General features: G+C 32.2%; 21 protein-coding genes, 2 pseudogenes and 1 CRISPR repeat array. Of the genes and pseudogenes, 15 read left to right on the top strand and 8 right to left on the bottom strand.

Annotated elements, in window-relative coordinates:
• Positions 1–10 precede the first annotated feature (10 nt).
• The 4 genes from LWW95_07165 to LWW95_07150 are packed head-to-tail and all read left to right on the top strand — an operon-like array spanning position 11 to position 2,183.
• Positions 11–1,123: a sulfite exporter TauE/SafE family protein gene (locus LWW95_07165; protein ID MDL1956807.1), complete on the top strand. Its 1,113-nt coding sequence runs from the start codon at positions 11–13 to the stop codon at positions 1,121–1,123.
• A gap of 8 nt (positions 1,124–1,131) precedes the next feature.
• Complete coding sequence (locus LWW95_07160; GenBank protein MDL1956806.1) at positions 1,132–1,563, top strand: universal stress protein; 432 nt, start codon at positions 1,132–1,134, stop codon at positions 1,561–1,563.
• A 15-nt stretch (positions 1,564–1,578) separates the two neighbouring features.
• Positions 1,579–1,977, top strand: coding sequence for a response regulator (locus tag LWW95_07155; protein ID MDL1956805.1), 399 nt, complete (start codon positions 1,579–1,581; stop codon positions 1,975–1,977).
• Between the two features lie 11 nt (positions 1,978–1,988).
• A complete protein-coding gene (locus tag LWW95_07150) occupies positions 1,989–2,183 on the top strand; it encodes a hypothetical protein (protein ID MDL1956804.1) in 195 nt (64 codons plus the stop codon).
• A 40-nt stretch (positions 2,184–2,223) separates the two neighbouring features.
• Here LWW95_07150 and LWW95_07145 read toward each other — a convergent pair whose 3' ends face one another.
• The 6 genes and pseudogenes from LWW95_07145 to LWW95_07120 all read right to left on the bottom strand — a co-directional run bounded on the left by LWW95_07145 (position 2,224) and on the right by LWW95_07120 (position 8,249).
• Positions 2,224–2,892, bottom strand: coding sequence for an anaerobic ribonucleoside-triphosphate reductase activating protein (locus LWW95_07145; GenBank protein MDL1956803.1), 669 nt, complete (start codon positions 2,890–2,892; stop codon positions 2,224–2,226).
• A pseudogene (locus tag LWW95_07140) lies at positions 2,885–4,144 on the bottom strand (ribonucleoside triphosphate reductase). The gene LWW95_07145 and the pseudogene LWW95_07140 overlap by 8 nt, the downstream one beginning before the upstream one ends.
• Before the next feature lie 963 nt (positions 4,145–5,107).
• Positions 5,108–5,908: pseudogene (locus LWW95_07135) on the bottom strand (ribonucleoside triphosphate reductase).
• Between the two features lie 232 nt (positions 5,909–6,140).
• Entirely contained in the window at positions 6,141–6,569 is a 429-nt protein-coding gene (locus tag LWW95_07130; GenBank protein ID MDL1956802.1) for a hypothetical protein, read from the bottom strand.
• 250 nt (positions 6,570–6,819) lie between these two features.
• Complete coding sequence (locus LWW95_07125) at positions 6,820–7,896, bottom strand: hypothetical protein (protein MDL1956801.1); 1,077 nt, start codon at positions 7,894–7,896, stop codon at positions 6,820–6,822.
• A 14-nt stretch (positions 7,897–7,910) separates the two neighbouring features.
• Positions 7,911–8,249 carry a hypothetical protein gene (locus tag LWW95_07120; protein MDL1956800.1) on the bottom strand — a complete coding sequence of 113 codons (339 nt, stop codon included), beginning with the start codon at positions 8,247–8,249 and terminating at the stop codon, positions 7,911–7,913.
• Between the two features lie 147 nt (positions 8,250–8,396).
• Between LWW95_07120 and LWW95_07115 the strand changes: the two genes are divergently transcribed.
• From LWW95_07115 to alaS, 11 genes are all read left to right on the top strand, one after another.
• Complete coding sequence (locus LWW95_07115; protein MDL1956799.1) at positions 8,397–9,626, top strand: restriction endonuclease; 1,230 nt, start codon at positions 8,397–8,399, stop codon at positions 9,624–9,626.
• A 139-nt stretch (positions 9,627–9,765) separates the two neighbouring features.
• Positions 9,766–10,095, top strand: a complete 330-nt coding sequence (locus LWW95_07110; protein MDL1956798.1) for an AAA family ATPase — start codon at positions 9,766–9,768, stop codon at positions 10,093–10,095.
• Positions 10,096–10,232: 137 nt separating this feature from the next.
• A complete protein-coding gene (locus LWW95_07105; GenBank protein MDL1956797.1) occupies positions 10,233–10,679 on the top strand; it encodes a hypothetical protein in 447 nt (148 codons plus the stop codon).
• Positions 10,680–10,834: 155 nt separating this feature from the next.
• Positions 10,835–11,170 (top strand): metalloregulator ArsR/SmtB family transcription factor, encoded by a 336-nt coding sequence (locus LWW95_07100; GenBank protein MDL1956796.1) that lies wholly within the window; start codon positions 10,835–10,837, stop codon positions 11,168–11,170.
• A 53-nt stretch (positions 11,171–11,223) separates the two neighbouring features.
• Entirely contained in the window at positions 11,224–12,036 is an 813-nt protein-coding gene (locus LWW95_07095) for a sulfite exporter TauE/SafE family protein (GenBank protein ID MDL1956795.1), read from the top strand.
• 110 nt (positions 12,037–12,146) lie between these two features.
• The gene (locus LWW95_07090) at positions 12,147–13,688 is read left to right on the top strand and encodes an AAA family ATPase (protein ID MDL1956794.1); all 1,542 of its coding nucleotides are present in this window, start codon (positions 12,147–12,149) and stop codon (positions 13,686–13,688) included.
• A complete protein-coding gene (locus LWW95_07085) occupies positions 13,685–14,128 on the top strand; it encodes a phosphatidylglycerophosphatase A (protein ID MDL1956793.1) in 444 nt (147 codons plus the stop codon). Before LWW95_07090 ends, LWW95_07085 begins: the two co-directional genes overlap by 4 nt.
• The gene (locus LWW95_07080) at positions 14,121–15,338 is read left to right on the top strand and encodes a CinA family nicotinamide mononucleotide deamidase-related protein (protein MDL1956792.1); all 1,218 of its coding nucleotides are present in this window, start codon (positions 14,121–14,123) and stop codon (positions 15,336–15,338) included. Before LWW95_07085 ends, LWW95_07080 begins: the two co-directional genes overlap by 8 nt.
• A complete protein-coding gene (gene thpR, locus LWW95_07075; GenBank protein ID MDL1956791.1) occupies positions 15,335–15,898 on the top strand; it encodes an RNA 2',3'-cyclic phosphodiesterase in 564 nt (187 codons plus the stop codon). The genes LWW95_07080 and thpR overlap by 4 nt, the downstream gene beginning before the upstream one ends.
• A 3-nt stretch (positions 15,899–15,901) precedes the next feature.
• Complete coding sequence (recA, locus tag LWW95_07070) at positions 15,902–16,921, top strand: recombinase RecA (GenBank protein ID MDL1956790.1); 1,020 nt, start codon at positions 15,902–15,904, stop codon at positions 16,919–16,921.
• Positions 16,922–19,561 (top strand): alanine--tRNA ligase, encoded by a 2,640-nt coding sequence (gene alaS, locus LWW95_07065; GenBank protein MDL1956789.1) that lies wholly within the window; start codon positions 16,922–16,924, stop codon positions 19,559–19,561.
• Positions 19,562–19,719: 158 nt separating this feature from the next.
• Here the strand turns inward: alaS and LWW95_07060 are convergent, their stop codons facing one another.
• A complete protein-coding gene (locus tag LWW95_07060) occupies positions 19,720–20,112 on the bottom strand; it encodes a PIN domain-containing protein (protein MDL1956788.1) in 393 nt (130 codons plus the stop codon).
• A gap of 13 nt (positions 20,113–20,125) precedes the next feature.
• Entirely contained in the window at positions 20,126–20,485 is a 360-nt protein-coding gene (locus tag LWW95_07055; protein MDL1956787.1) for a hypothetical protein, read from the bottom strand.
• A 277-nt stretch (positions 20,486–20,762) separates the two neighbouring features.
• A CRISPR array of direct repeats spans positions 20,763–21,180; the repeat unit is 37 nt; unit sequence GTTGCAGTATTAATAAGAGCCTGCGGGTGATTGCGAC.
• Positions 21,181–21,276 lie beyond the last annotated feature (96 nt).

The raw sequence follows: 21,276 nt of genomic DNA, 5'->3' as shown, positions 1-21,276 counted from the left end.
GGAGGTAGCTATGGCAGCTTTAAGTGCTCCAGTTGCTGAAATAGCAAATAAAACAGAAATAGTTACACAAATTTTTCAAAGTCATCCCTGGTCAATAGCAGTAGTTGTTCTGTTAGGATTTATGGGAGGACTACTTTCTGGCTTTATAGGTTCTGGAGGGGCATTTATTATGACACCAGGGATGATGAATTTAGGTATTCCAGGTGTAATGGCGGTAGGAGCAAACATTACTCATAAATTTGGTAAAGCTATGATGGGTTCTAAAAAACACGGAGAAATGGGACATGTAGATAAAAAGTTAGCCATTTTTATGCTTATAACTGCTCTTATAGGGATTAAGCTTGCTGTTTGGGTAAATGGTTATTTCTTTGAAAAATTGGGAAAAGCCGGCTCTAGTCTTTATGTAAGTGTATTTTTTGTGCTTACTCTTAGTTTAATCGGTGGTTCTATGCTTAAAGATGCTCTTAAAACCTTACGTGGTGGAGCTACAGGCCCATCTAAATTTCTCTTAGAGTTAGCTAGCAAACTTCAGATTCCTCCTCTTATTCATTTTAAGGTAGCAGGCGTTAAAATCTCTCTTTTAGTAATTATCGTTGTAGGTTTAGCAGTTGGTTATATGGCTGGGACCATTGGTGTGGGTGGCTTCATTGGTGTACCAGCTATGATTTATGTCTTTGGCGTACCTACTGTAGTGGCAGCTGGTACAGAACTTTTTTTGGCTATGTTTATGGGAGCATGGGGAGCTTTTAATTATGCCTTAAGTGGATATGTAGATTTACGTCTTACTTTACTTCTTTATGCTGGTTCTCTTGTTGGCATTTATTTTGGTGCGATTGGCACAAGTTTAGTAAAAGAACTTTATATCCGTTTAATCACAGCTATTCTTATTCTTTTATGTTGTATTTCACGTGCCTTTGCTATTCCTGAATATATGAATAGTTTGCATATTATTAATCTTACACCACAGAATGTACATCTATGTGAGACTTTAAGTAGAATTTTCCTTTTCGGGAGTGGTTTTGTCGCAACACTGTTTATCCTTATTACTGTGTTTAAAGCTCACTTTGCGAAACAAAGATTAGTTAAGAGATATGCTGTTCCAGCTACTACAACAATTAAATAGGAGGTAAAATGAACTATAAAACTATTTTAGTCCCGATAGATGGTTCTAAAGCAAGTAAAATAGCACTAGAAGAAGCTATTAAAATTGCTAAAGAAAATAGTGCATCTGTCATTATTCTTCATGTAGTCCCTCAAAATGCTGATTTGATAGAGGTTTATAAAATAAGTTCTTTAAAATCAGCATTTCAGCAAGAGGGAAAGAAGCTTTTAGAGGAAGCCTATAAATACGCTTCTCAAAAGGGAATTTCAGCAATAAGTCGTTTGGTAGAAGGTAAGCCTTGGGAGGAGATTGTTAAAATTGCTACGACGCAAAATTGTGATTTGATAGTGATGGGGAGTCATGGGCATAGTGTTTTTAGTAAGTTTTTTTTAGGTAGCGTAACACAAAGGGTATTAGGGGAAGCACCTTGTCCTGTAATGGTAGTGAGAGAAAAAAAGTAAGAGGGAGGTTTAAGAGTGGAACCTAAAAAACCATGCATTTTGGTAGTAGATGATGAAGCTGTTTTGTGTAAGAGGTTAAAAACGGCTTTAGAGAGGATTGGTTGTAATGTTGAAGTATGTATTGATGGTTCTGAGGCGTTAAGAAAAGTGGAGGAAAAATGTTTTGATATCGCAATAGTGGATTTAAAAATGAATAAAATTGATGGTATGCAGATTTTAGAGATAATTAAACGCAAAAAGCCCAAAACAGAGGTGATCATCATTACAGGTTTTGCTACAGCAGAAGTGGCAAGAGAAGCTTTTAGGAAAGGTGCTTCAGAATTTATTAGTAAACCATTTTGGTTACAAGATTTATACAATGTTATTTTTCGTTTGATTGAAAAGATGCAGAAAAAACAATTATTAGCTACTTAAAGGAGGGAGCTATGGGTAAGATAAAAGAATTTAAAGAAAAAATAGATAATCTTTTTATGGCTATTACGCTTGCTGAAGCAGGATGCGTTGATATGGCACGTGAGTTGTTGCAGAAGGAGGAGCAAAAAGCAATTTATAAAAAACTTATTCCTAATCCGGTTTCTCAAAAAAAATTGCTTTTTGAAGAAGTAAAAATAAAAAAATAAAAAATTAAAGAGATAGGTAAGGGGAAACAAATCCCTTTACCTATCTCACCATCAAATTATATTCAGGAAATTCCTTTATAAGTGTCTCTAATTTTTCTTTAGTATATATATTTGGCTTATTATAAATAGAAGTAGGTTGAGCAATTTGGAAACAAAGGAGATGTTTTTTTCCAACTAATTTAATAATTTCTTTTATATCTTCAAAATTAAGCAATTCACTGTGGACAGTAGTACGAAATTCACATTTTATTCCACTTTGTTTTATAAGATTAAAACTATCTTTTATAATACTTATGGGAAAGTCTACTTGAATAATTTTTTTATATTTATGCCAAGGAGCCTTAATATCCATAGCAATATAATCAATAAGTCCCTTTTCAATAAGTAATTTAAGCATTAAAGGTTTTGTCCCATTTGTATCAAGTTTTACTAAAAAACCTATTTTTTTAAGCCATGCACAAAAAGAAGGCAATTCTCTTTGTAAAGTAGGCTCACCACCAGTAATAACAATACCATCCATCAAACGCTTTCTACTTTTAATGAATGTCTTTATTTTATCCCATGAAATAGGCATTTCTTCACAATTTATCAATCTGTGATTATGACAATAAATACAGCGAAAATTACATCCTTGTGTATAAATGATTGCTGCTAAACATCCAGGATAATCAATTGTAGATAAAGGTGTAAATCCACCTATATTAAGCATAAATTTTAAAAGCTCTTCTTTCTCTATATTCTTGCTGTTTTCCTTTATTCCAATTACTTATTGGCCGATAATATCCCACTACTCGTGAATAAACCTCACATTCTTCACCACACTTTGGACAATGCCAATGTTCACCTGTAAGATATCCATGTTTTGGACATACACTAAAAGTAGGGGTGATGGAAAGATAGGGAATGCGATATCGAGAAAGGATACGTTTTACTAAAAGTTTACAAGATTCAGCATCTGGTAATGCTTCTCCGAGAAAGAGATGAAAAACTGTACCACCTGTATATTTTGTCTGAAGTTCTTCCTGAAGCTCTAAAGCCAAAATGGGATCATCAGTATAACCTACTGGCAATTGAGTGGAATTAGTATAATAAGGTGCATCATCAGTACCAGCAGTAATAATACCAGGCAATTCATTTTTATCAATTTTTGCTAAACGATAACTAGTGCCTTCTGCTGGTGTAGCTTCAAGATTATAAAGATTACCTGTTTCTTCTTGAAACTCAATGATTTTTTTACGCATAAAATCAAGGACAGCTAAAGCAAGTTTTCTTCCTTTTTCAGAAGCAATGTCTTCTCCAAGCAAATTGAGACAAGCTTCATTCATACCAACAAGTCCAATAGTAGAAAAATGATTTTTAAAAGTACACAAATAACGAGCAGTATAAGGATAAAGTCCCTTTTTCAAATTATTCTCAAGCATTTTACGTTTTATTTCAAGAGACACTTTAGCAAGGAACATGTATCTTTCTATTAATTTAAAAAATTTTTCTACATCTCCTTTACTTAAATAAGCAAGGCGTGGCATATTAAGAGTAACTACTCCAATAGAACCTGTTGCATCCCCTGCTCCAAATAATCCACCTGTTTTTTTCTTTAATTCTCTCAAATTCATTGTTAATCGACAGCACATACTACGTACATCAGCTGGATTTAAATCAGAATTAATGAAGTTTTGAAAATAAGGTGTACCATATTTGGCTGTCATTTGAAAAAGCAGTTTTGCATTTTCACTCTCCCAATCAAACTCCTTTGTAACATTATAAGTAGGAATAGGAAATGAAAAGATTCTTCCCTGATAATCACCTTCAATCATAATCTCAATAAAAGCTTTATTAATCATATCTACTTCTTTTTGATAATCTGCATATGTCTCATCTAATATTTTGCCACCCCAAACTACTGCTTCTTTTTTAAGATGATCTGGAATGGTAAAATCAAGAGTAATATTAGTAAAAGGTGAATTACCGGTAACAAAGACTATATTATTTCTTCTGGCAAAAAAGGTATTATTTTTTACTGTAGGACACCAAACAACACCTTTATAAGGAAATTTACCAGCAAAATTAACTGTAAAATTTTTGTTTTTATAAATCCTTATAGTAGATACACCATTATTATTTTCTTTAAATGTAGCGCTAAACCCTGCTTCTACAATAAGTTTTAAAATTTCATCTCTCAATGTGGAGGATTTTACATATATGTTTTTTCTTTCATAATTATCTGTCTCTATATAGCCATCAGCTAGGATATATTCTTCTAAAAAGAGTCTTTTTTGTCGACTTGTAGTATTTTTTACAAACATAGGAAGCCTATTTTTACTATTTTTAAGCATTTCTTTTAATATACGTGAATTAGGTCTGTTTATGACAAATTCTATAGTAGTTCCATCTGGATTAAACCCGTGTTTTGTCCTCTTTTTCTCATACCAAGCAATATTTAATTTTTGCAAAAGTTGCCTTATCCTCTCACAGTTCATTGGATTCTTAGTTTCTGATTGATAGATTACTATCCTTTCTTCACTTGATGGTATGACTCCTTCAGCAATAATCCAAGCACAAAGCTGGATAAATTCATCTTCACAGACCTCATTACCTTCTTTATACTCACCTGCTGCTGGAATAGAAAAAGATGTTTTTATATTGGTCAGCTCTATGGCAGGGGTAATTGTATATTCATTTTTATTAAATTTTTTTCTAACTATCCGATGATTAGGCGTTACAAGAATTTCTCCCTTTCTACCTACAAACCTAAGTAGTTCACCTTCATAGTTATAAACATTTAGTTTTTCTATTGGTTGATACTCAAGTTCATGTGTTTGTAAATTAAAAGTAGCAATTAACTCCCCTTCTTTAAGCTCTTTATATGTCTTCCATCCTTCTTTTGTTAAAATTTCTGTATCAGAAGAAACACATTGCCCACCCCATCGAGAAGTAGTATTTACAGAGAATATAAACTGTTGAATACCTTGTTTAACTTCTTTATAAGATAATTTATCTCTTCTTACATAAGGTGCAAGCAATGTATCAAAATTATTAAAGGCCATTGCTCCTGCCCATTCATTTTGTAAAGTACCTAAAAAATTTACCATCTGACCAAGGGCTGTATCAAAGTGTTTTGCTGGCCCAGCTGCAACCTTATTTTTTGGACCATTAAAACCTTCTAAAAGCAATTGTTTTAATGACCAACCAGCACAGTATCCACAAGTACCCATACCTAAATCATGAATATGGAAAAAGCCATGAACATGGGCATCTCTTATTTCAGGAGTATAAACATTATTTAATACATAATTTGCAATTACTGAACCAGCAGTATGAAGCATAAGACCAGAATGAGAGTAATCGACATTCGCATTTTCTTTAATACGCCAATCAATCTGATTTACATATTCACTTATTGTTTTTTCAATATTAAGCAGTAATGCTTTGGCATTTCTAATCTGAGTACGCTTATCTCTGTAAAGAATATATGCCTTGGCTGTTTTAGCATGGCCATTTTCAATAAGTATTTTTTCTACAACATCCTGTACTTCTTCTACTGTAGGCTTAAAATTTCCTGCTTTTATCAAATATTCATATACCTGGATAGCCAATCGCCATGCTGTTACTTGATCACTACCACCAACAGCCTGGGCTGCCTTAAAAATGGCACGCTGAATTCGACCAATATCAAAAGGCACTTCACGCCCATCTCTCTTAATAATTGTTTTTATTTCACTTTGCATAAATTAACCTCCTATATATTGTATAACTATTTTTATTTTATACAATATATTGTATTTATTAATTTTTGTCAAGGCATTGAAATAAACTTGATTTTAGCTGAAAGAATTTTTAAATTGTATTTTTTGTAATTTTTTGGTGTTTTTGTACGTTTTGAAGGCAAGTTATGAATTTTAAAAAACTAACTCTCCACTTTACTCTCGTTTATGTAAGCCAAATATGTATAAAAGTTACCTAGAATTGAACCCGATATCGGTTGCCTTTATTATCACGACCAACGCCCCAGCCATGAGAAGACCAAGGATCAACTACATATATAATCTCTACAACAGTGCCTTTGTCTCCAGTTAAAGTTGCCGTTCCAAACTGCATACCAGGTTGACTAAAATAAAAACTATATGTTTGTGCCCATGGAAAGGCAGCAACTACTGACTTCATATTCATACCACTTACCGTACTATATTTCCCCTCCAATTTCTCACCATCTGGCATTGTAGCTGTTATTTTCCCATGCCCTGTCCAATAATTCTGAAACTTCGCATAAATAACTTCACCAGTATCAAGATTATAAACTGTAGCTGTGTAGACACAACCACTAATACCAAACAATATTGAAAATAAACTAAAAATTAAGTTAATCCGATAAGCGGTTAAAGTAATCATTTTTCTTACTCTTGAGTTCTTGTAATCTTAATAACTTCTGTTTAATTTGCTCTACTTTTCCTATAATATTTTTTTCTCTTGTCAAAAATACCAGTATTTTGTATTTCTTTCAAGAAATTTTTATCATGCCACAACTTAAGTCCAGCAATTACTGTTGGCTTAAGAATTGCCTAATACTTTCTTTTAAAAATAAGATAACTAAAAAGTTATATTGCAAACCCACCTTCCCTTAATTTTTTTATTTTATTTTTTATTCCTTCCATTCAGAAACATTTGGGAAGTCTTCTGGTATCTTATCTATCATCCATCGCATACGGATTCTGCTATTTTTGTCCAAATCTATTAATTTAAGCAAATCTTCACGTTCAGGAATATCTTCGTCTGATTTATCTTTAGGAAGGCCAGTTTGAATAGCATTAAGATAATGCAAAAACCAAAGAAGAAGTCGTCTCGCAAAACTCCGGGCATAATATAAGTGTGTTGTGTCAGTTTCTTTAATACTTCTACCATGCACTAAGGCACTCCGAAAATCATATAATTTTTTAAAATCTTTTCTAAGTTTTTTCTTTTCCCTCTCAGTACTGCCTAAAATAGTGGCAATACGCTTGGCCAAATATTCTGTGATACCCTGTTTCTCTTCTCCTAATAGAGCTTCTATTACTGTAATATGCCACAATAGTTGTTCTAATCCTTCAGAAAAGAAAGCTTTTATAAGATAGTTTTGAGCAATTTCTAAGAATCTCCATTTATTCTCAATTTTAAGATTGTCTAAAATATTTTTGATGTCATTTATAAATTTTTTGAATTGGACAGTCTCAGAAGCATCTAAGTAAAATTTAATTATTGGAACTTCAAATTCCTTATGAGTATTTGGATCTTCAACAATTTCTGTCTCTAAAAATAAAAGCTCAGGAGCGTTATTTGGAGAAGAAAGAAGGCTTTCTTTTATTTGTAAGATTAAAGGAATATTAAAATTAAATTCACCTGCCCGTGCAATTTGCTCCCATCTGAACAAAGTTAGGTATTTTAGAATAGATTCCAAAGGTTTAGGATATTTAGTATAATTTATTTCAATAGGTTCTATTATTTCAACTTCTGCCCCTGGCTTAATTTTGATGCTGTGACTTAATATTAATTCATATTGCGGAACCGTTACACAGATAAACCAATAGTTAGCTAATTTATATAATTCATCTATATAGGCCCAAGGATAAAAAACTTTATTTATCTCATTTCTCAGAATTGTGTTTAATTCTTCTATAGAAAACTTTCGGATTTGAAACAGACCAAAATCTATTGATTCTTCAGCAAAATAAACAAATTCCATTAGGGCAAGTAATTTTATTTGATCACTTTGTTTTTGGAATTCTTTGCAATAAGGTCAAAGAGTCTCTTTATGTTTATTTTTTTGCCATTAAACAAATCCAAATAGCAACTAGAATTACGAAAGAAATTTTTGATAGCTTGTCTACATTTCCTCTCTTCAATAGAAAATTCAAACTTGGTAGCTATCAATAAACTTTGAAACTCTTGTTGACGCTCTGCTTCATCAACAAAAACTCGTAGTTGTGTAGGTTTATTAACTAGAGATAACAGGTTTCTTTTCCCTTCACTTTGTTGAATTATCTTTTGAAACTTTGCAAGGTAATTGCAAAAAGCATCAAATAAAGCAGTTGTCATATTTAATAATTTTCTAAAAATAATAAAAATCGCAAATTCTTAACATTTATAGTAACTTTTATAAATATTTTTTCTTAATAATTTTTCTTAATAAGAAACATAAATATAATTATATGTCAATTAATTTTATCATTGACAATAATATTAGTGTTTATTTATAAATTTTTAATAGTTGTGATTTCCAAAAATAATGGAAAAATGTATTCTCAAAAAGAAGAAGCTTATCTTTTAAATGCAACAAAGAAATTTTTACAATTTATAAAAACTCACCCAATAAAAAATCTTTCCTTAGATAAGGCTAAGCAGATTGTTAGTATTTTGCAGGAAATCATTACTTACCATGATTGGCGTTATTATATTCTAAATGACCCTGTAATTTCTGACTATGAATATGACAAGCTTTCTCATTATTTACGTAACTTAGAAGAAAAATTTCCAAAGTTAACTACCTCTTATGTACTTTACAAATATAAATTAAAAGCTAATTTTAGTCTAGATGATTTTCTTAAAAGACTTGAAATATACGACCTATTTACACTTGTATTTTCTCTTCCTGGTTGCATGTTGGTTGCGCTTTTACTTCTTGGTGTTGCTGCATTGTTGCTCAGTATATTCGGTTTTGATCTTAAAATGTCAGATAAAGACCTTTTTACTGTCCTTATTGTTATTGGTCTCTGTCTTTCAATTTATATTATATGGGATGAAAAGAAGAAAACTTGGAAGCAAGAAATAGAAGGAAAGGAGTGGGAAATTAATGAAAAAGCTTCTTATCCTTTTTTGAAAAAGAAACTTCAAGTACTAAGAAAAAAGTTTGATGAAATACAAAAGCGCATATATCATAAGACTGCGGTTTTGCAAAATATTGAGCAAGCTTTAATAAAGAAGCGAATCCATCCTGATTATCTTGAAAGTTTAAGGGGAGTTGAATTTGAAAATTGTCTTTATGATTGTTTTAAAACATTAGGATATTTTGTAGAAAAGACACCAAGTTCAGGAGATTATGGAGTAGATCTAGTTTTAAAACACGGGGATAAAAAAATAGCTGTGCAGGTCAAAGGCACTGCGGATCCAGTAGGTATAAAGGCTGTTCAGGAAGTATATAGCGGTAAGGATTTTTATGATTGTGAAGAAGCTTGGGTTATAACAAATTCTTATTTTACTGATAGTGCAATAAAATTAGCAAAAAAATTAAATGTAGGACTAATAAACAAACAAAGATTGCTAAAATTCCTGCCTGATGCAGATTTAATAGAAGAAAAGAAAGAACTAATAAAAGAATTAGAAGAATTGAATGCACGTAAAAAAGAAATTGAATGGGAAATAAGCGAAATTTCTGAAAAATTAGAGTATATAAAAACGAAATACGATTTTGAATAAATCCTTACTTAAGGATTTCAGAAAAAGATAATTTAAAACCACAAAATTTGATGGTTATTGAAGAAAAATTTGAATATGGTATAATAGGATACTACAATATCCTAAAAATTTAAATATTAGGATACTATAATAACCTAATATGGAAATTGCAGAATTTAATCCTTGGTGGGAAACTGGAAGTATAGAAAAGGAGATAAAATCTCTAAGAAGAAGATTTTTGTTTGAAACTTTAAAGGAGTATTTATCTAGAAAGCAGGTAGATGTAATAATTGGCTTGCGTAGGGTTGGAAAAACCGTATTAATGCAACATCTTATAGACCATTTGCTCACTTCTGGAACTAATCCAAAGGAAATATTTTATTTTTCGTTTGATATAGAAAAAGAAGATTTAGACAAGATTATAAAAGAATATGAGGAAAAAATCTTAAAGGACAGGATAAAAAACAAAAAGATTTATTTCATTACTTAAGCCCTTTAACCTTTAAAGAGTTCTTAGCATTTAAAAATGAAAAAATACCGGAAAAAGAAGATTTTGAGATACATAAAAGAAAACTTAGCATTTTGCTAAATGAATTTGTTTTAAAAGGGTTTCCTGAAACGCTGCCAATGGATGAAAGAGAAATAAAGGAATATATAAGGGAATTGGTAATTGAAAGAATAATCTATAGGGACATTCCTGAAAGTTTTGGAGTTGAAGATACAGAAATAATAAGAATACTTGCAGAATATATTTTTGAAAATCCTGGAATCATTTTAAACATTGACGCTCTTTCAAGAAACTTAGGAAGGCATAAAAAAACAATAAGGAATGCCCTTAATTATTTGGAGTTATCTTTTTTGATAAAAAGGACAAGCAATTTAAGAGGAAGTTTTTTGGCCACAAGCAGAAAAAATAAAAAAGTAGATAAAAAAGACACAAAAGGTTTGCTCAAATTTTGTTCATTATTTAATATTGATAAAGCCTATTTGATAAACAGGGAAGAAGATGGGATTATTAGAATTGATGACAAAGAAATTGTGGTTATTCCAATAACGAAGTTTTTGCTTTTGTAGCCTCTGTACTTTTTTCTGGTTTAAGAAGTACTTAATATTCAATTTGATTTGGGAGATAACCCTATAAAATAATTGACACTACCCGAAAAAGATATTTTTGACAGCCAATATATAAAGATATATAAATATGTAAAAATTAATATTTTGGGAAACTCATGGGTGAAGGTTTAAAAAAATGGATAAAGGCTTTTAAAGCTTTAGGGGATGAAAGCAGGCTTAAAATGCTAGTCTGTATTGCTAAAAAAAAGGAATTATGTGTTTGTGAATTGCAGGCATTGCTTAAGCTCAGTCAGCCTACTGTTTCACGCCACTTAAGGATTTTAGAAGAAGCAGATTTTTTGGAAAATAGGAGACAAGGACAATGGGTGATATATACCTTAAAGAAAAATAAAATTTCTTCAATTTTTTTAAAACTTATTGATGAAATTTCAAAGGAAGATGAGCTTAAGGATTTAATTGAAAAGGCAAGGAAGATTAATTTGCGAGATTAAAAATATCACTAGGAAGTTTAAAAAAAGCTAAGGGTGGATATAAGGGATAAAAGATGCTTAGCTGGGGACAAATAGGGGTTTTATTTGCAGTTTTTTTTGGTGTTTCAGTTATCTTTATGATGTTTGGTCAGGGTGGGGGAGCAATTTATGTGCCTATGCTTTTAGCCTTTGGCTTGCCTCTTTATAAAGCAGCAGCTATCAGTCAGGTCTTGATTATAGCTGCTACTATTTCGGCTATGTTGGTGTTTCAAAAGGCTAAGATGATAGATTGGTGGTTAGCTTTAATTGTTGAACCACCTACCAATTTAGGAGCCTTTTTAGGTGGGTATTTTTCTCCATATTTTCCACCTATGTTTTCCAAACTGGTCTTTGCTGGCATTTTGCTCATTGGTGCCTATTTTATGATTAAGCCTATTCAAGAAGCTGAGAAGACCTATCCGGTCGTTAAAAGGCACTGGTTTTGCTTACACCGTAAAATAGGTGAATTTGAGTATCACTTAAATCTGCTGGTTATTATTCCCATTATGATTCTAGCAGGTTTTATTGCTGGTATGCTTGGAGTAGGTGGTGGGCTTTTCAAAGTACCTGCACTGGTGCTTTTGGGTGGTGTGCCCATGAAGATTGCGGTTGGCTCTTCTAGTTTGATGATTGGTATTACTGCCTTAACTGGTCTTATTGGTCATGCATTAGTAGGGCATTTTGATCCTAGATTGGCATTAGTTTTAGGTGGAGCTGTCTTTTCTGGCGCTCAGGTAGGGGCAAGATTAGGGGTAAAGATTGACAAAAAGAAACATAAAAAATATTTTGGCTATCTCCTCATCTTTATTGCCTGTTGGATGGTTTATATGGCGTTTAAGAGAGGTTAAATATGAAATACCTGCCTATTGGTATTTTTTGCAGATGATGATTTGGTTTGGGAATTTTAAGAAATAGTTTTACACTTGCCTTTTTTAGGTCAACATGGCATAAAAAGCACATGGAATTTATTGAATCACTTTTAAAACCCACAGCATATCCGCATCCTGTAAAAACCATTAAGCTTATTCAAACTCATATTTCTTGGATATTTTTAACCGGTGAATTTGTTTATAAGATTAAGAAACCAGTAGATTTTGGTTTTTTAGATTTTACTACTTTAGAAAAAAGGCGTTATTTTTGTGAGGAAGAATTAAGGTTAAATAAGAGGCTTTCGCCAGATATTTATCTAGAGGTAACACCAGTAGTAAAAAGAAATGGAAATTTCTTTTTTGGAGGGGAAGGCGAAATTGTTGATTATGCTGTAAAAATGAAGCAGTTGCCAAAAGAAGCTTGTTTGACTTCATTATTAGAAAAAGGTGAATTAAATCCAGCAATTATGAAAGAGATTGCTCAATTTATGGCTGATTTTTATTTTAAAGCAGAGAGAAATGAAGAAATTGAAAGCTATGGTTTGCCAGAAAAAATAGAGATAAATATTAAAGAAAATTTTGATCAAACATTTCCATATATAGGATATACTATCTCTCAAGAAGTTTATAATGCTTTAAAGGAATATTCCTTTTCATTTTTAAAAGATGAAAAAGAGCGCTTTTTAAAACGCATTTCTTTAGGTTGGATTAGAGATGGTCATGGTGATTTTCATTGTGGAAATATTTATTACTACAATAATAAAATTTATGTTCTTGATTGCATTGAGTTTAATAAACGATTCCGTTATGCTGATGTAGCAACTGATGTTGCTTTTTTGTTAATGGATTTGGACTTTCGCCAGGCATCTTCTTTTGGAAATTATTTTTTAAATACTTATCTTACTCAGACTAACGATTTTAACCTTTTAGGGGTATTGAATTTTTATAAAATTTATCGTGCCTATGTTCGTGGTAAAATTAGCAGTTTTGAAATAGATTCAAAAGAAATTCCTTCAAAACAGCGTGCTGAAGCAAAAGAAAGGGCAGAAAAATATTTTAATTTAGCTTATAGCTATCTTTCATCTCAAAAACCTTTTTTATTAGCCACAACAGGACTTTTAGGTAGTGGGAAATCTACTATTGCTAATGCTTTGGCTGCCAAAATAGGAGCAATAGTTATAAGGTCTGATGCTGTACGTAAGCATCTTTTAGGAGTAAAGCCTGAAAAACATCTTTATGCGCCTTTTGGAAAGGGAGTATATGCTTTAGAGATGATTGAAAAAGTTTATGATGCTATTTTTGAAATAGCTTCTGAAGTTTTAAGATATGGTTTTTCTGTAATTATTGATGCTTCTTTTAGTAAAGAAAAATATAGAGAAAAAGTAAGAAATTTGGCTGAAAAAATGAATTGCCCTTATTGGTTTCTCTATTGCCAATGTGATGAAGAGATTATGAAAAAACGCTTAGCAGAAAGGGAAAAAATGGGAAAGGATATTTCTAATGGTTATTTGGCTTTATTTTTAGAATTTAAGAGAAATTTTGAACCATTAACTGACCCTAGACACATTGTAGTAAATACAGCTCATCCGATAGATGCAAGTGTGCAAGCAATTGTAGATATTTTAAAGTGAAAAAAATTTTTTTATGTATAGCTACAGGATTTGGTATAGGTTATTTACCTGGAGCACCTGGAACTTATGGTGCTTTATTAGCTATTATTATTTATTTTTTCTTGCCCAATCCAATTATTTACTACATAATGTTTTTAATTTTAGCTATTATTTTAGGCATTTTGGCAGCAAAGGTGGCAGAAAAATATTTTGGGAAAAAAGATCCATCTCAAGTAGTAATAGATGAGATGCTTGGCATGTGGTTAGCTCTTTTAAATTCATCTAATAAATGGTTTTATATTTTAGGGGCTTTTCTTTTTTTTCGATTTTTTGATATACTAAAACCGTTTCCGATAAAAAAAATAGAAAAAATAGGTGGGGGATTAGGTATTGTATTAGACGATTTAATGGCTGGAATTTATACCTTAATTATTTTACAAATTTTAAAAAATTATGGTTAAAGGCGAAATTATCATCGTTGGGGATGAAATATTAAGTGGTGAAGTACAAGATACAAATAGTTTTGAATTAGCTAAACAATTATCTTCTGCTGGTTTCTTTATTGAACGCATTACTGTTGTTGGTGATGAACAAAAAGAGATTGTTAATGTCCTTCTTACTGCTATTAAAAAAGCTGATTTTATTATACTTACTGGAGGACTTGGCCCAACTTGGGATGATAAAACAGTAAAAGCAGTGGCTCAGGCATTAAATCGACCTTTAGAGATTAATAAAGAAGCTTATCAGCATTTAAAAGCATGTTTAGCTAAGCATGGTAAACCATTTTTACCTAGCCATGAAAAAATGGTACTATTACCAGCAGGAAGTAAACCCTTAGGTTTAGCCTTTCATGCTTGTGGTTTTAAACTTATTTTTGATGAAAAACCTCTTTACTTTTTACCTGGCGTACCAAAACAGATGAATCAGATTTTAAAGGCTCAAGTGTTGCCAGATTTAAATATTATTTTCCCTAATATTTCTATTTTATACAAAAAAACTCTTCGTATTTTTGGTATTTCTGAAACTGAAGTCTCCAATAAAATTAGTTCATTATTGGCAAGTTTTCCTGAAATAAAAGTAAGCTCTCTCCCCTGTTTTCCAGAAGTACACCTAGTTTTAAGGGCAAATAAAAAAGAAGATTTAGATAAACTTATTAAGGAAATTAAAACTATTTTAGGTAATGATATTTTTGGTGAGGATACTGAAACTATGCCAGAAGTAGTAGGAAAACTTTTGCTTAAAAAAGGTTATCATTTAAGTGTGGCAGAATCGTTAACTGGTGGTCTTATTGGACATTTAATTACAAGTGTTTCAGGAAGTTCAAATTATTTTGATCGTGGAGTAGTGACATATAGCAATCAGGCAAAAATAGAGTTACTTGGTGTACCAAAGGAAATTGTTAACAAATATGGGCCAGTAAGTGAAAAAACAGCAAGATATATGGCAGAAGGAGTGAAAAAATTAGCTAAAAGTGATATAGGAATTGCTGTCACAGGCTATGCTGGCCCTACAGCTGGCCCAGAAGCTGAAGTAGGAACTGTCTTTATTGGTTTAGCTACACCAACAAAAATAGAAGTAACAGAATGGCATTTTAATGGTGATCGTTCAGAGATAAAGATGTTGGCAGCTATGACTGCTTTAGATAAGTTAAGGAGATATTTAATTTTATGATACGCACTTTTATTGCTATTCCTCTTCCAGAAAATGTAATTGAAAGTCTAACAGATTTGATTGAAAAATTAAAACCTATTTTACCAAAAGTTTCTTGGGTAAAACCACATAATATTCATTTAACTCTTAAATTTTTAGGAAATATTCAAGAAAATGAAACCTTAAAAATAAAACAAGCAATAGAAGAAAGTTCTTTTAAAATTAAATATTTTTCCCTTGCTGGATATAGCCTCTCAGTATTTCCCAATATAAAACGAGCTAGGGTAATTTGGACAGGTCTTAAAGGGGATTTAGATATTTTAAAAAAACTTCATAATGCTTTAGAAGAAAAATTAAACATTTTAGGATTTCCTAAAGAAGATCGTGCATTTACACCTCATCTTACTTTGGGCAGAATAAAAAAAGCTATTAACAGTCAAATTTTAGCAAATACATTAAAAAAGCATACAGATTTCTCTACACCTTCCTTTATTGTAAAAGAAATTGTATTATTTAGAAGTGATTTGAATCCCAAAGGGGCTATTTATACCCCTTTAGAAAAAGTTTTTTTGAAGGAGTAAAAGATGGAAAAACAAAAACAGCAAGTTATTCAAACAGCCTTAAGTCAAATTGAAAGACAATTTGGTAAAGGGGCTATTATGCGTTTGGGCACACAGCCCCATTTATTTGATATTCCAGTAATCTCTAGTGGCTCTCTCTCTTTGGATATTGCTACAGGTATTGGTGGTATGCCAAGGGGGCGAGTAATAGAGATATTTGGACAGGAATCTTCTGGTAAAACTACTCTTGCTTTACATGTTATTGCTGAAGCGCAAAAACAAGGTGGAACAGCAGCTTTTATTGATGCAGAACATGCTTTAGATGTTTCTTATGCAAAGAAATTAGGTGTTAATACAGATGAATTGTTAGTCTCTCAACCAGATTATGGCGAACAGGCATTAGAAATTGCTGAAATTTTAGTAAGAAGTGGTGCATTGGATGTAATAGTAATAGATTCTGTAGCAGCATTAGTGCCAAAAGCAGAACTTGAAGGAGATATGGGAGATGCTCATATGGGACTTCAGGCTCGGCTTATGTCTCAAGCATTACGAAAACTAACAGGTATTGTCAGCAAATCGCAAACAGTCTTAATTTTTATTAATCAGATTCGTCAAAAAATTGGAATGTTTATTGGAAATCCAGAAACAACTACAGGCGGTAATGCCCTAAAATTTTATGCTTCTATGCGTCTTGATATTCGCCGTGTTGGACCTGTAAGAGAAGGTGATCAAGTTATTGGTAATCGTACTAGGGTGAAAGTAGTTAAAAACAAGATTGCACCACCTTTTAAAGAAGCAGAATTTGATATTATTTATGGAGAAGGAATATCAAAAGAAGGAGATATCCTTGACTTAGGAGTTAGTTACAATATTGTTGAAAAAAGCGGTGCTTGGTTTAGTTATAAAGGACAACGATTAGGGCAGGGAAGAGAAAATGCTAAACGTTTCTTAAGAGAGCATCCAGAGATTACTTCTGAAATAGAAAAAGCCATTTTAGAAAAAACTGGCTTTAAAAGAAAAGAAAAGGAAGAAGAGAAGAAATAGATGCTTTCATCTGAAATTCGCAAATGTTTTTTAGAATATTTTAAAAAACAAGGGCATAAAATTATACCTTCTTCATCCCTTATTCCTCCTGGTGATCCAACTTTACTTTTTACTAATGCCGGCATGGTGCAGTTTAAACGAGTATTTCTTGGTGAAGAAAAGCGCAATTATAGTCGAGCTGCTAGCTGTCAAAAGTGTCTTAGAGCTGGAGGAAAACATAATGATTTAGAAAATGTAGGGCTTACTATCCGTCATCATACTTTTTTTGAAATGTTAGGAAATTTTTCTTTTGGTGATTATTTTAAAGAAGAAGCTATTGTCTATGCTTGGGAACTTCTAACAAAAGAATTCTGTTTACCAAAAGAACGACTTTGGATCACAATTTTTAAAGATGATGATGAAGCATATAAAATATGGCATAAAAAAATAGGAATTCCTTCAGAACGTATTGTTCGTTTAGGTGAAAAAGATAACTTTTGGGCTATGGGTGATACTGGACCATGTGGGCCTTGTTCAGAAATTGTAATAGATTTAGGAGAAAGATTTAGTTGTGGAAAACCTGATTGTAAAGTAGGATGTGATTGTGATCGATATTTAGAACTTTGGAATCTTGTTTTTATGCAATATAATCGAGATAGTGAAGGAAGATTAACACCACTGCCAAATCCTTGCATTGATACTGGCATGGGTCTAGAAAGAATGGCTATGGTCTTACAAGGGGTAAATTCTAATTATGAAACTGATTTATTTATGCCTCTTATAAATGCTATAGCTGAAATGGCTGGTATAGATTATGGCAAAAATAAAAGAGAAACTGTTTCATTTCATGTTATTGCTGATCATTCTCGCGCAATTGCCTTTGTTATTGCTGATGGAATCTTACCTTCTAATGAAGGCAGAGGTTATGTTTTAAGGCGTATTTTAAGAAGGGCAGTGAGACATGGGCGTCTTTTAGGGCTTAAGGAACCTTTTTTATATCGTTTGGCAGAAATTGTTGTGAAATTAATGGGAGAAGTATATCCAGAATTAATTGAAAGTTTGCCTCTTATTAAGGAAATTACACAAAGGGAAGAAGAAAGATTTTTTGAGACACTGGATTTTGGCCTTAAACTTCTTACAGAAGAAATAGAAAAAATCAAAAAGAAAGGAGAAAGTGTGTTAAATGGCGAAATTGCTTTTAAGCTCTATGATACTTATGGATTTCCTATAGATATTATTAATGACATCACTAGAGAAGAAAATCTTTCAGTAGATATGACAGGATTTGAAAAGGCAATGTCTTTGCAAAAAGCAAGGGCACGTGAAGCTCAAAAAATTGGCGAAGGAATCTTAAGTGGATTGGATATTTACACAGAGCTTACTTATAAAGGTGAGAAAACTGAATTTTTAGGTTATTTTACTTGTGAATTAAATTCTAAGGTATTACATTTGATAAAAGATGGAAAGGAAGTAAATATTCTTAAATCAGGCGAAAAAGGAGAGTTAGTTACAGAAAAAACTCCTTTTTATGCTGAAAGAGGAGGGCAAGTAGGTGATACTGGCATAATTATTTGGAAAAAAGGTGTGGCGGATGTATTAGATACTCAACATGCAGGTAATTTAATTGTTCATATAATAAAAATAAGAGAAGGAGAACTTTCTACTCAAGATGAAGTAAATTTAAAAGTAGATATTAAAAGGCGTCAAGCCATTGCCTGCAACCATACTGCTACCCATCTCTTACAGGCAGTTTTGAGAAAGGTTCTTGGTTCTCATGTAAGACAGGCTGGTTCATTGGTAGCGCCAGATAGATTACGCTTTGATTTTACTCATTATGCTGCGCTTGATTTAGAAACATTGGAAAAAATAGAGTTACTTGTTAATAAAGCCATTCAGGAAAATCAGCCAGTAGAGATAAAAGAGATGCCTATGCTTGAAGCTATTAAAAGTGGCGCTATTGCTATTTTTGAGGAAAAATATGCTGATATAGTGCGTGTAGTTTCTATTCCCAATTGGAGCAAGGAACTTTGTGGGGGTACACATGTTAAGTATACAGGAGAGATTGGTTACTTTAAAATTCTTTCTGAAAGCAGTGTAGCTGCTGGTATGCGGCGAATTGAAGCTATTACAGCAGAAAGAGCTGTAAAATATATTCAAGAAAAAGAAAGAATATGGCAAAAACTTGCTTTTATTATGAAAGCAAAACCAACTGATATTTTACCTAAAATAGAAAAAACTTTACAGGAAATTAAAAACTATGAAAAAGAAATAGAAAGATTAAAATCTTTACTTGCCACTAGACAGGCAGAAGAATTAATCAAAACAATAAAACATATAAATGGAATACCAGTATTGGCAACAGAAGTGCCTTGGATAGATGTTAAAACCTTAAGAGAAATGGGAGATAAAATAAAAAATAAATTAAAGACAGGAATAATTGTTTTAGGTACTCGGAGTGATGATAAAGTTGTGCTTTTAGCTATGGTAACAAAAAATTTAACAAATCGTATTCAAGCTAATGAAATCATTAAACAAATTGCTCCATTGATTGGTGGTGGAGGTGGGGGAAGGCCAGATATGGCTCAGGCAGGCGGAAAATATCCAGAAAAATTATACAAGGCATTAACAGCTGTTTATGATATTGTAGAAAAGTTAAAGTAGTGTTGTCCTGTAGAAAAGAAAGAGAGCGAAACAAAATGGACATCTTTCTTTACCAGAAGATATAGCTAAAGAAAAGGGAAAAACCTTTAGAAGGACCCGATATATATTTTCCTATACAGAGAATTGCTTTGCTAGTTGAATGATTTACATAAACCACATTAATCTTTATCTTTTTTCATTTCTCTTAATTTTTTATCCAAAGTAATAATTTCCATTTGCTTTTCTTTAGCAAAAAAGAAAAGTAACCAATCGTTATAATTTAAGTCGCTCCTTTTCATCCGCTCAACAATTTCTTTGTGGTATTTTGAAAAACTCACCTTATAAACCTTAACCAACCGTTCAAACTCTTCCACTTTCTCTATAGCCACTTTACAATCAACCTTTTTTTCTCTAGCTCTTCTTTGGATTACAGTATAAGTCTCAGCCAAAATCGGCTCAATTATTCCAAATTCTTCATACTGAAATCGTTCTTTTAATTTCATGGCTTCAGCATGCAATACATCTTTTCTGTCAAGAAGAGCCACAACAAAACTTGTATCAAGCAATTTCATTTAGCTTTTTTAACTAAGACTCATAAATTTTTCTTTCATCTTCAAAAGCATTTCCTCCAATACTTAATGAACCAGCCAGATCCCAGATGCTTTTCTTTTTGCACTTTAATGGGACTCCTAGTTTTCTTATAACCCTCAAAGCATCCTGAGTAGTAAAATCAAGAAGAGTATAATTATAGCCACATTTCTTTAAAAGTACATAAAAAAAACGCTTTAATGGAACTAGCTGCCCTTTAAACTCTACAAAATAAGCCTCTTCTCTGCCTTTATTTCCAGCCTGTATTCCTTTTTCAAGATCTTTTTTGGTAATACTACTTAGTATAGCTGGATTTATCTTGACCTGATTACCTCTCATTTTAAAATTAAAAATCACAACATATACTCCTTTTTTATTTAATTGATGTATTTTAATTTTATCATACATCTATGTCAATTCTTTTGAATTAATAAGAATGTACTTAACGATACTGCCCATAGGCTTGACATTTAAGTTATTTTAGGATTAAAAATTTACAGTTAAAAAGTAATGCTCTTTCGAAAATTGAATATTGTTCGCAAAGAGGCAGGTCATTTTTGCGAAAGATAAGTTTGCGAAAAATATTATTTAGTAGTTGCTTTCTTTTGTAAGAAAATTGGTAAATTGTTTTGCTGTTGCAGTATTAATAAGAGCCTGCGGGTGATTGCGACTTTTACAAACTCTAACAGTAAAGGTCTGTTTACGTCATGTTGCAGTATTAATAAGAGCCTGCGGGTGATTGCGACCTTTAGCTGCCCACTTGCTGCATTTGTCTATTTTGGCTTCGTTGCAGTATTAGTAAGAGCTTGCGGGTGATTGCGACTTCAACACACTCGGTTCGTCCACCCAAGGCCAGGGAGGTTGCAGTATTAATAAGAGCCTGCGGGTGATTGCGACATAAACATTAACAACAGGTTCTACATAAATCTTTCCTTCAACAGTTGCAGTATTAGTAAGAGCTTGCGGGTGATTGCGACAACCTCTTCGCAACCCTTTCCTCAGCCATACCTAACCTGTTGCAGTATTAGTAAGAGCCTGCGGGTGATTGCGTGAGTAAAAGATAAGGAGAGAGCCAGGTGTACAAAAAATTATTAAAAAGTACATCTAGTTTTACTTTTCCAAGCATGCGGCGTTATTACCAATGAGAT

The organism is Candidatus Desulfofervidus auxilii, assembly GCA_030262725.1.
In the GTDB taxonomy this organism is placed as follows: Bacteria; Desulfobacterota; Desulfofervidia; order Desulfofervidales; family Desulfofervidaceae; genus JAJSZS01.
Note: the sequence above shows the minus strand (reverse complement) of the source record. Positions and strands in the feature narration are given on the sequence as shown.

Coding starts and splice junctions, on each gene's coding strand:
- LWW95_07095 (MDL1956795.1), top strand. CDS start 11,224: ATGCTTAGCTGGGGACAAATAGGGGTTTTATTTGCAGTTTTTTTTGGT.
- LWW95_07100 (MDL1956796.1), top strand. CDS start 10,835: ATGGGTGAAGGTTTAAAAAAATGGATAAAGGCTTTTAAAGCTTTAGGG.
- LWW95_07150 (MDL1956804.1), top strand. CDS start 1,989: ATGGGTAAGATAAAAGAATTTAAAGAAAAAATAGATAATCTTTTTATG.
- LWW95_07120 (MDL1956800.1), bottom strand. CDS start 8,249: ATGACAACTGCTTTATTTGATGCTTTTTGCAATTACCTTGCAAAGTTT.
- LWW95_07145 (MDL1956803.1), bottom strand. CDS start 2,892: ATGCTTAATATAGGTGGATTTACACCTTTATCTACAATTGATTATCCT.
- LWW95_07165 (MDL1956807.1), top strand. CDS start 11: ATGGCAGCTTTAAGTGCTCCAGTTGCTGAAATAGCAAATAAAACAGAA.
- recA (MDL1956790.1), top strand. CDS start 15,902: ATGGAAAAACAAAAACAGCAAGTTATTCAAACAGCCTTAAGTCAAATT.
- LWW95_07125 (MDL1956801.1), bottom strand. CDS start 7,896: ATGGAATTTGTTTATTTTGCTGAAGAATCAATAGATTTTGGTCTGTTT.
- LWW95_07130 (MDL1956802.1), bottom strand. CDS start 6,569: ATGATTACTTTAACCGCTTATCGGATTAACTTAATTTTTAGTTTATTT.
- LWW95_07160 (MDL1956806.1), top strand. CDS start 1,132: ATGAACTATAAAACTATTTTAGTCCCGATAGATGGTTCTAAAGCAAGT.
- LWW95_07060 (MDL1956788.1), bottom strand. CDS start 20,112: ATGAAATTGCTTGATACAAGTTTTGTTGTGGCTCTTCTTGACAGAAAA.
- LWW95_07090 (MDL1956794.1), top strand. CDS start 12,147: ATGGAATTTATTGAATCACTTTTAAAACCCACAGCATATCCGCATCCT.
- LWW95_07105 (MDL1956797.1), top strand. CDS start 10,233: ATGGATGAAAGAGAAATAAAGGAATATATAAGGGAATTGGTAATTGAA.
- LWW95_07110 (MDL1956798.1), top strand. CDS start 9,766: ATGGAAATTGCAGAATTTAATCCTTGGTGGGAAACTGGAAGTATAGAA.
- alaS (MDL1956789.1), top strand. CDS start 16,922: ATGCTTTCATCTGAAATTCGCAAATGTTTTTTAGAATATTTTAAAAAA.
- thpR (MDL1956791.1), top strand. CDS start 15,335: ATGATACGCACTTTTATTGCTATTCCTCTTCCAGAAAATGTAATTGAA.
- LWW95_07080 (MDL1956792.1), top strand. CDS start 14,121: ATGGTTAAAGGCGAAATTATCATCGTTGGGGATGAAATATTAAGTGGT.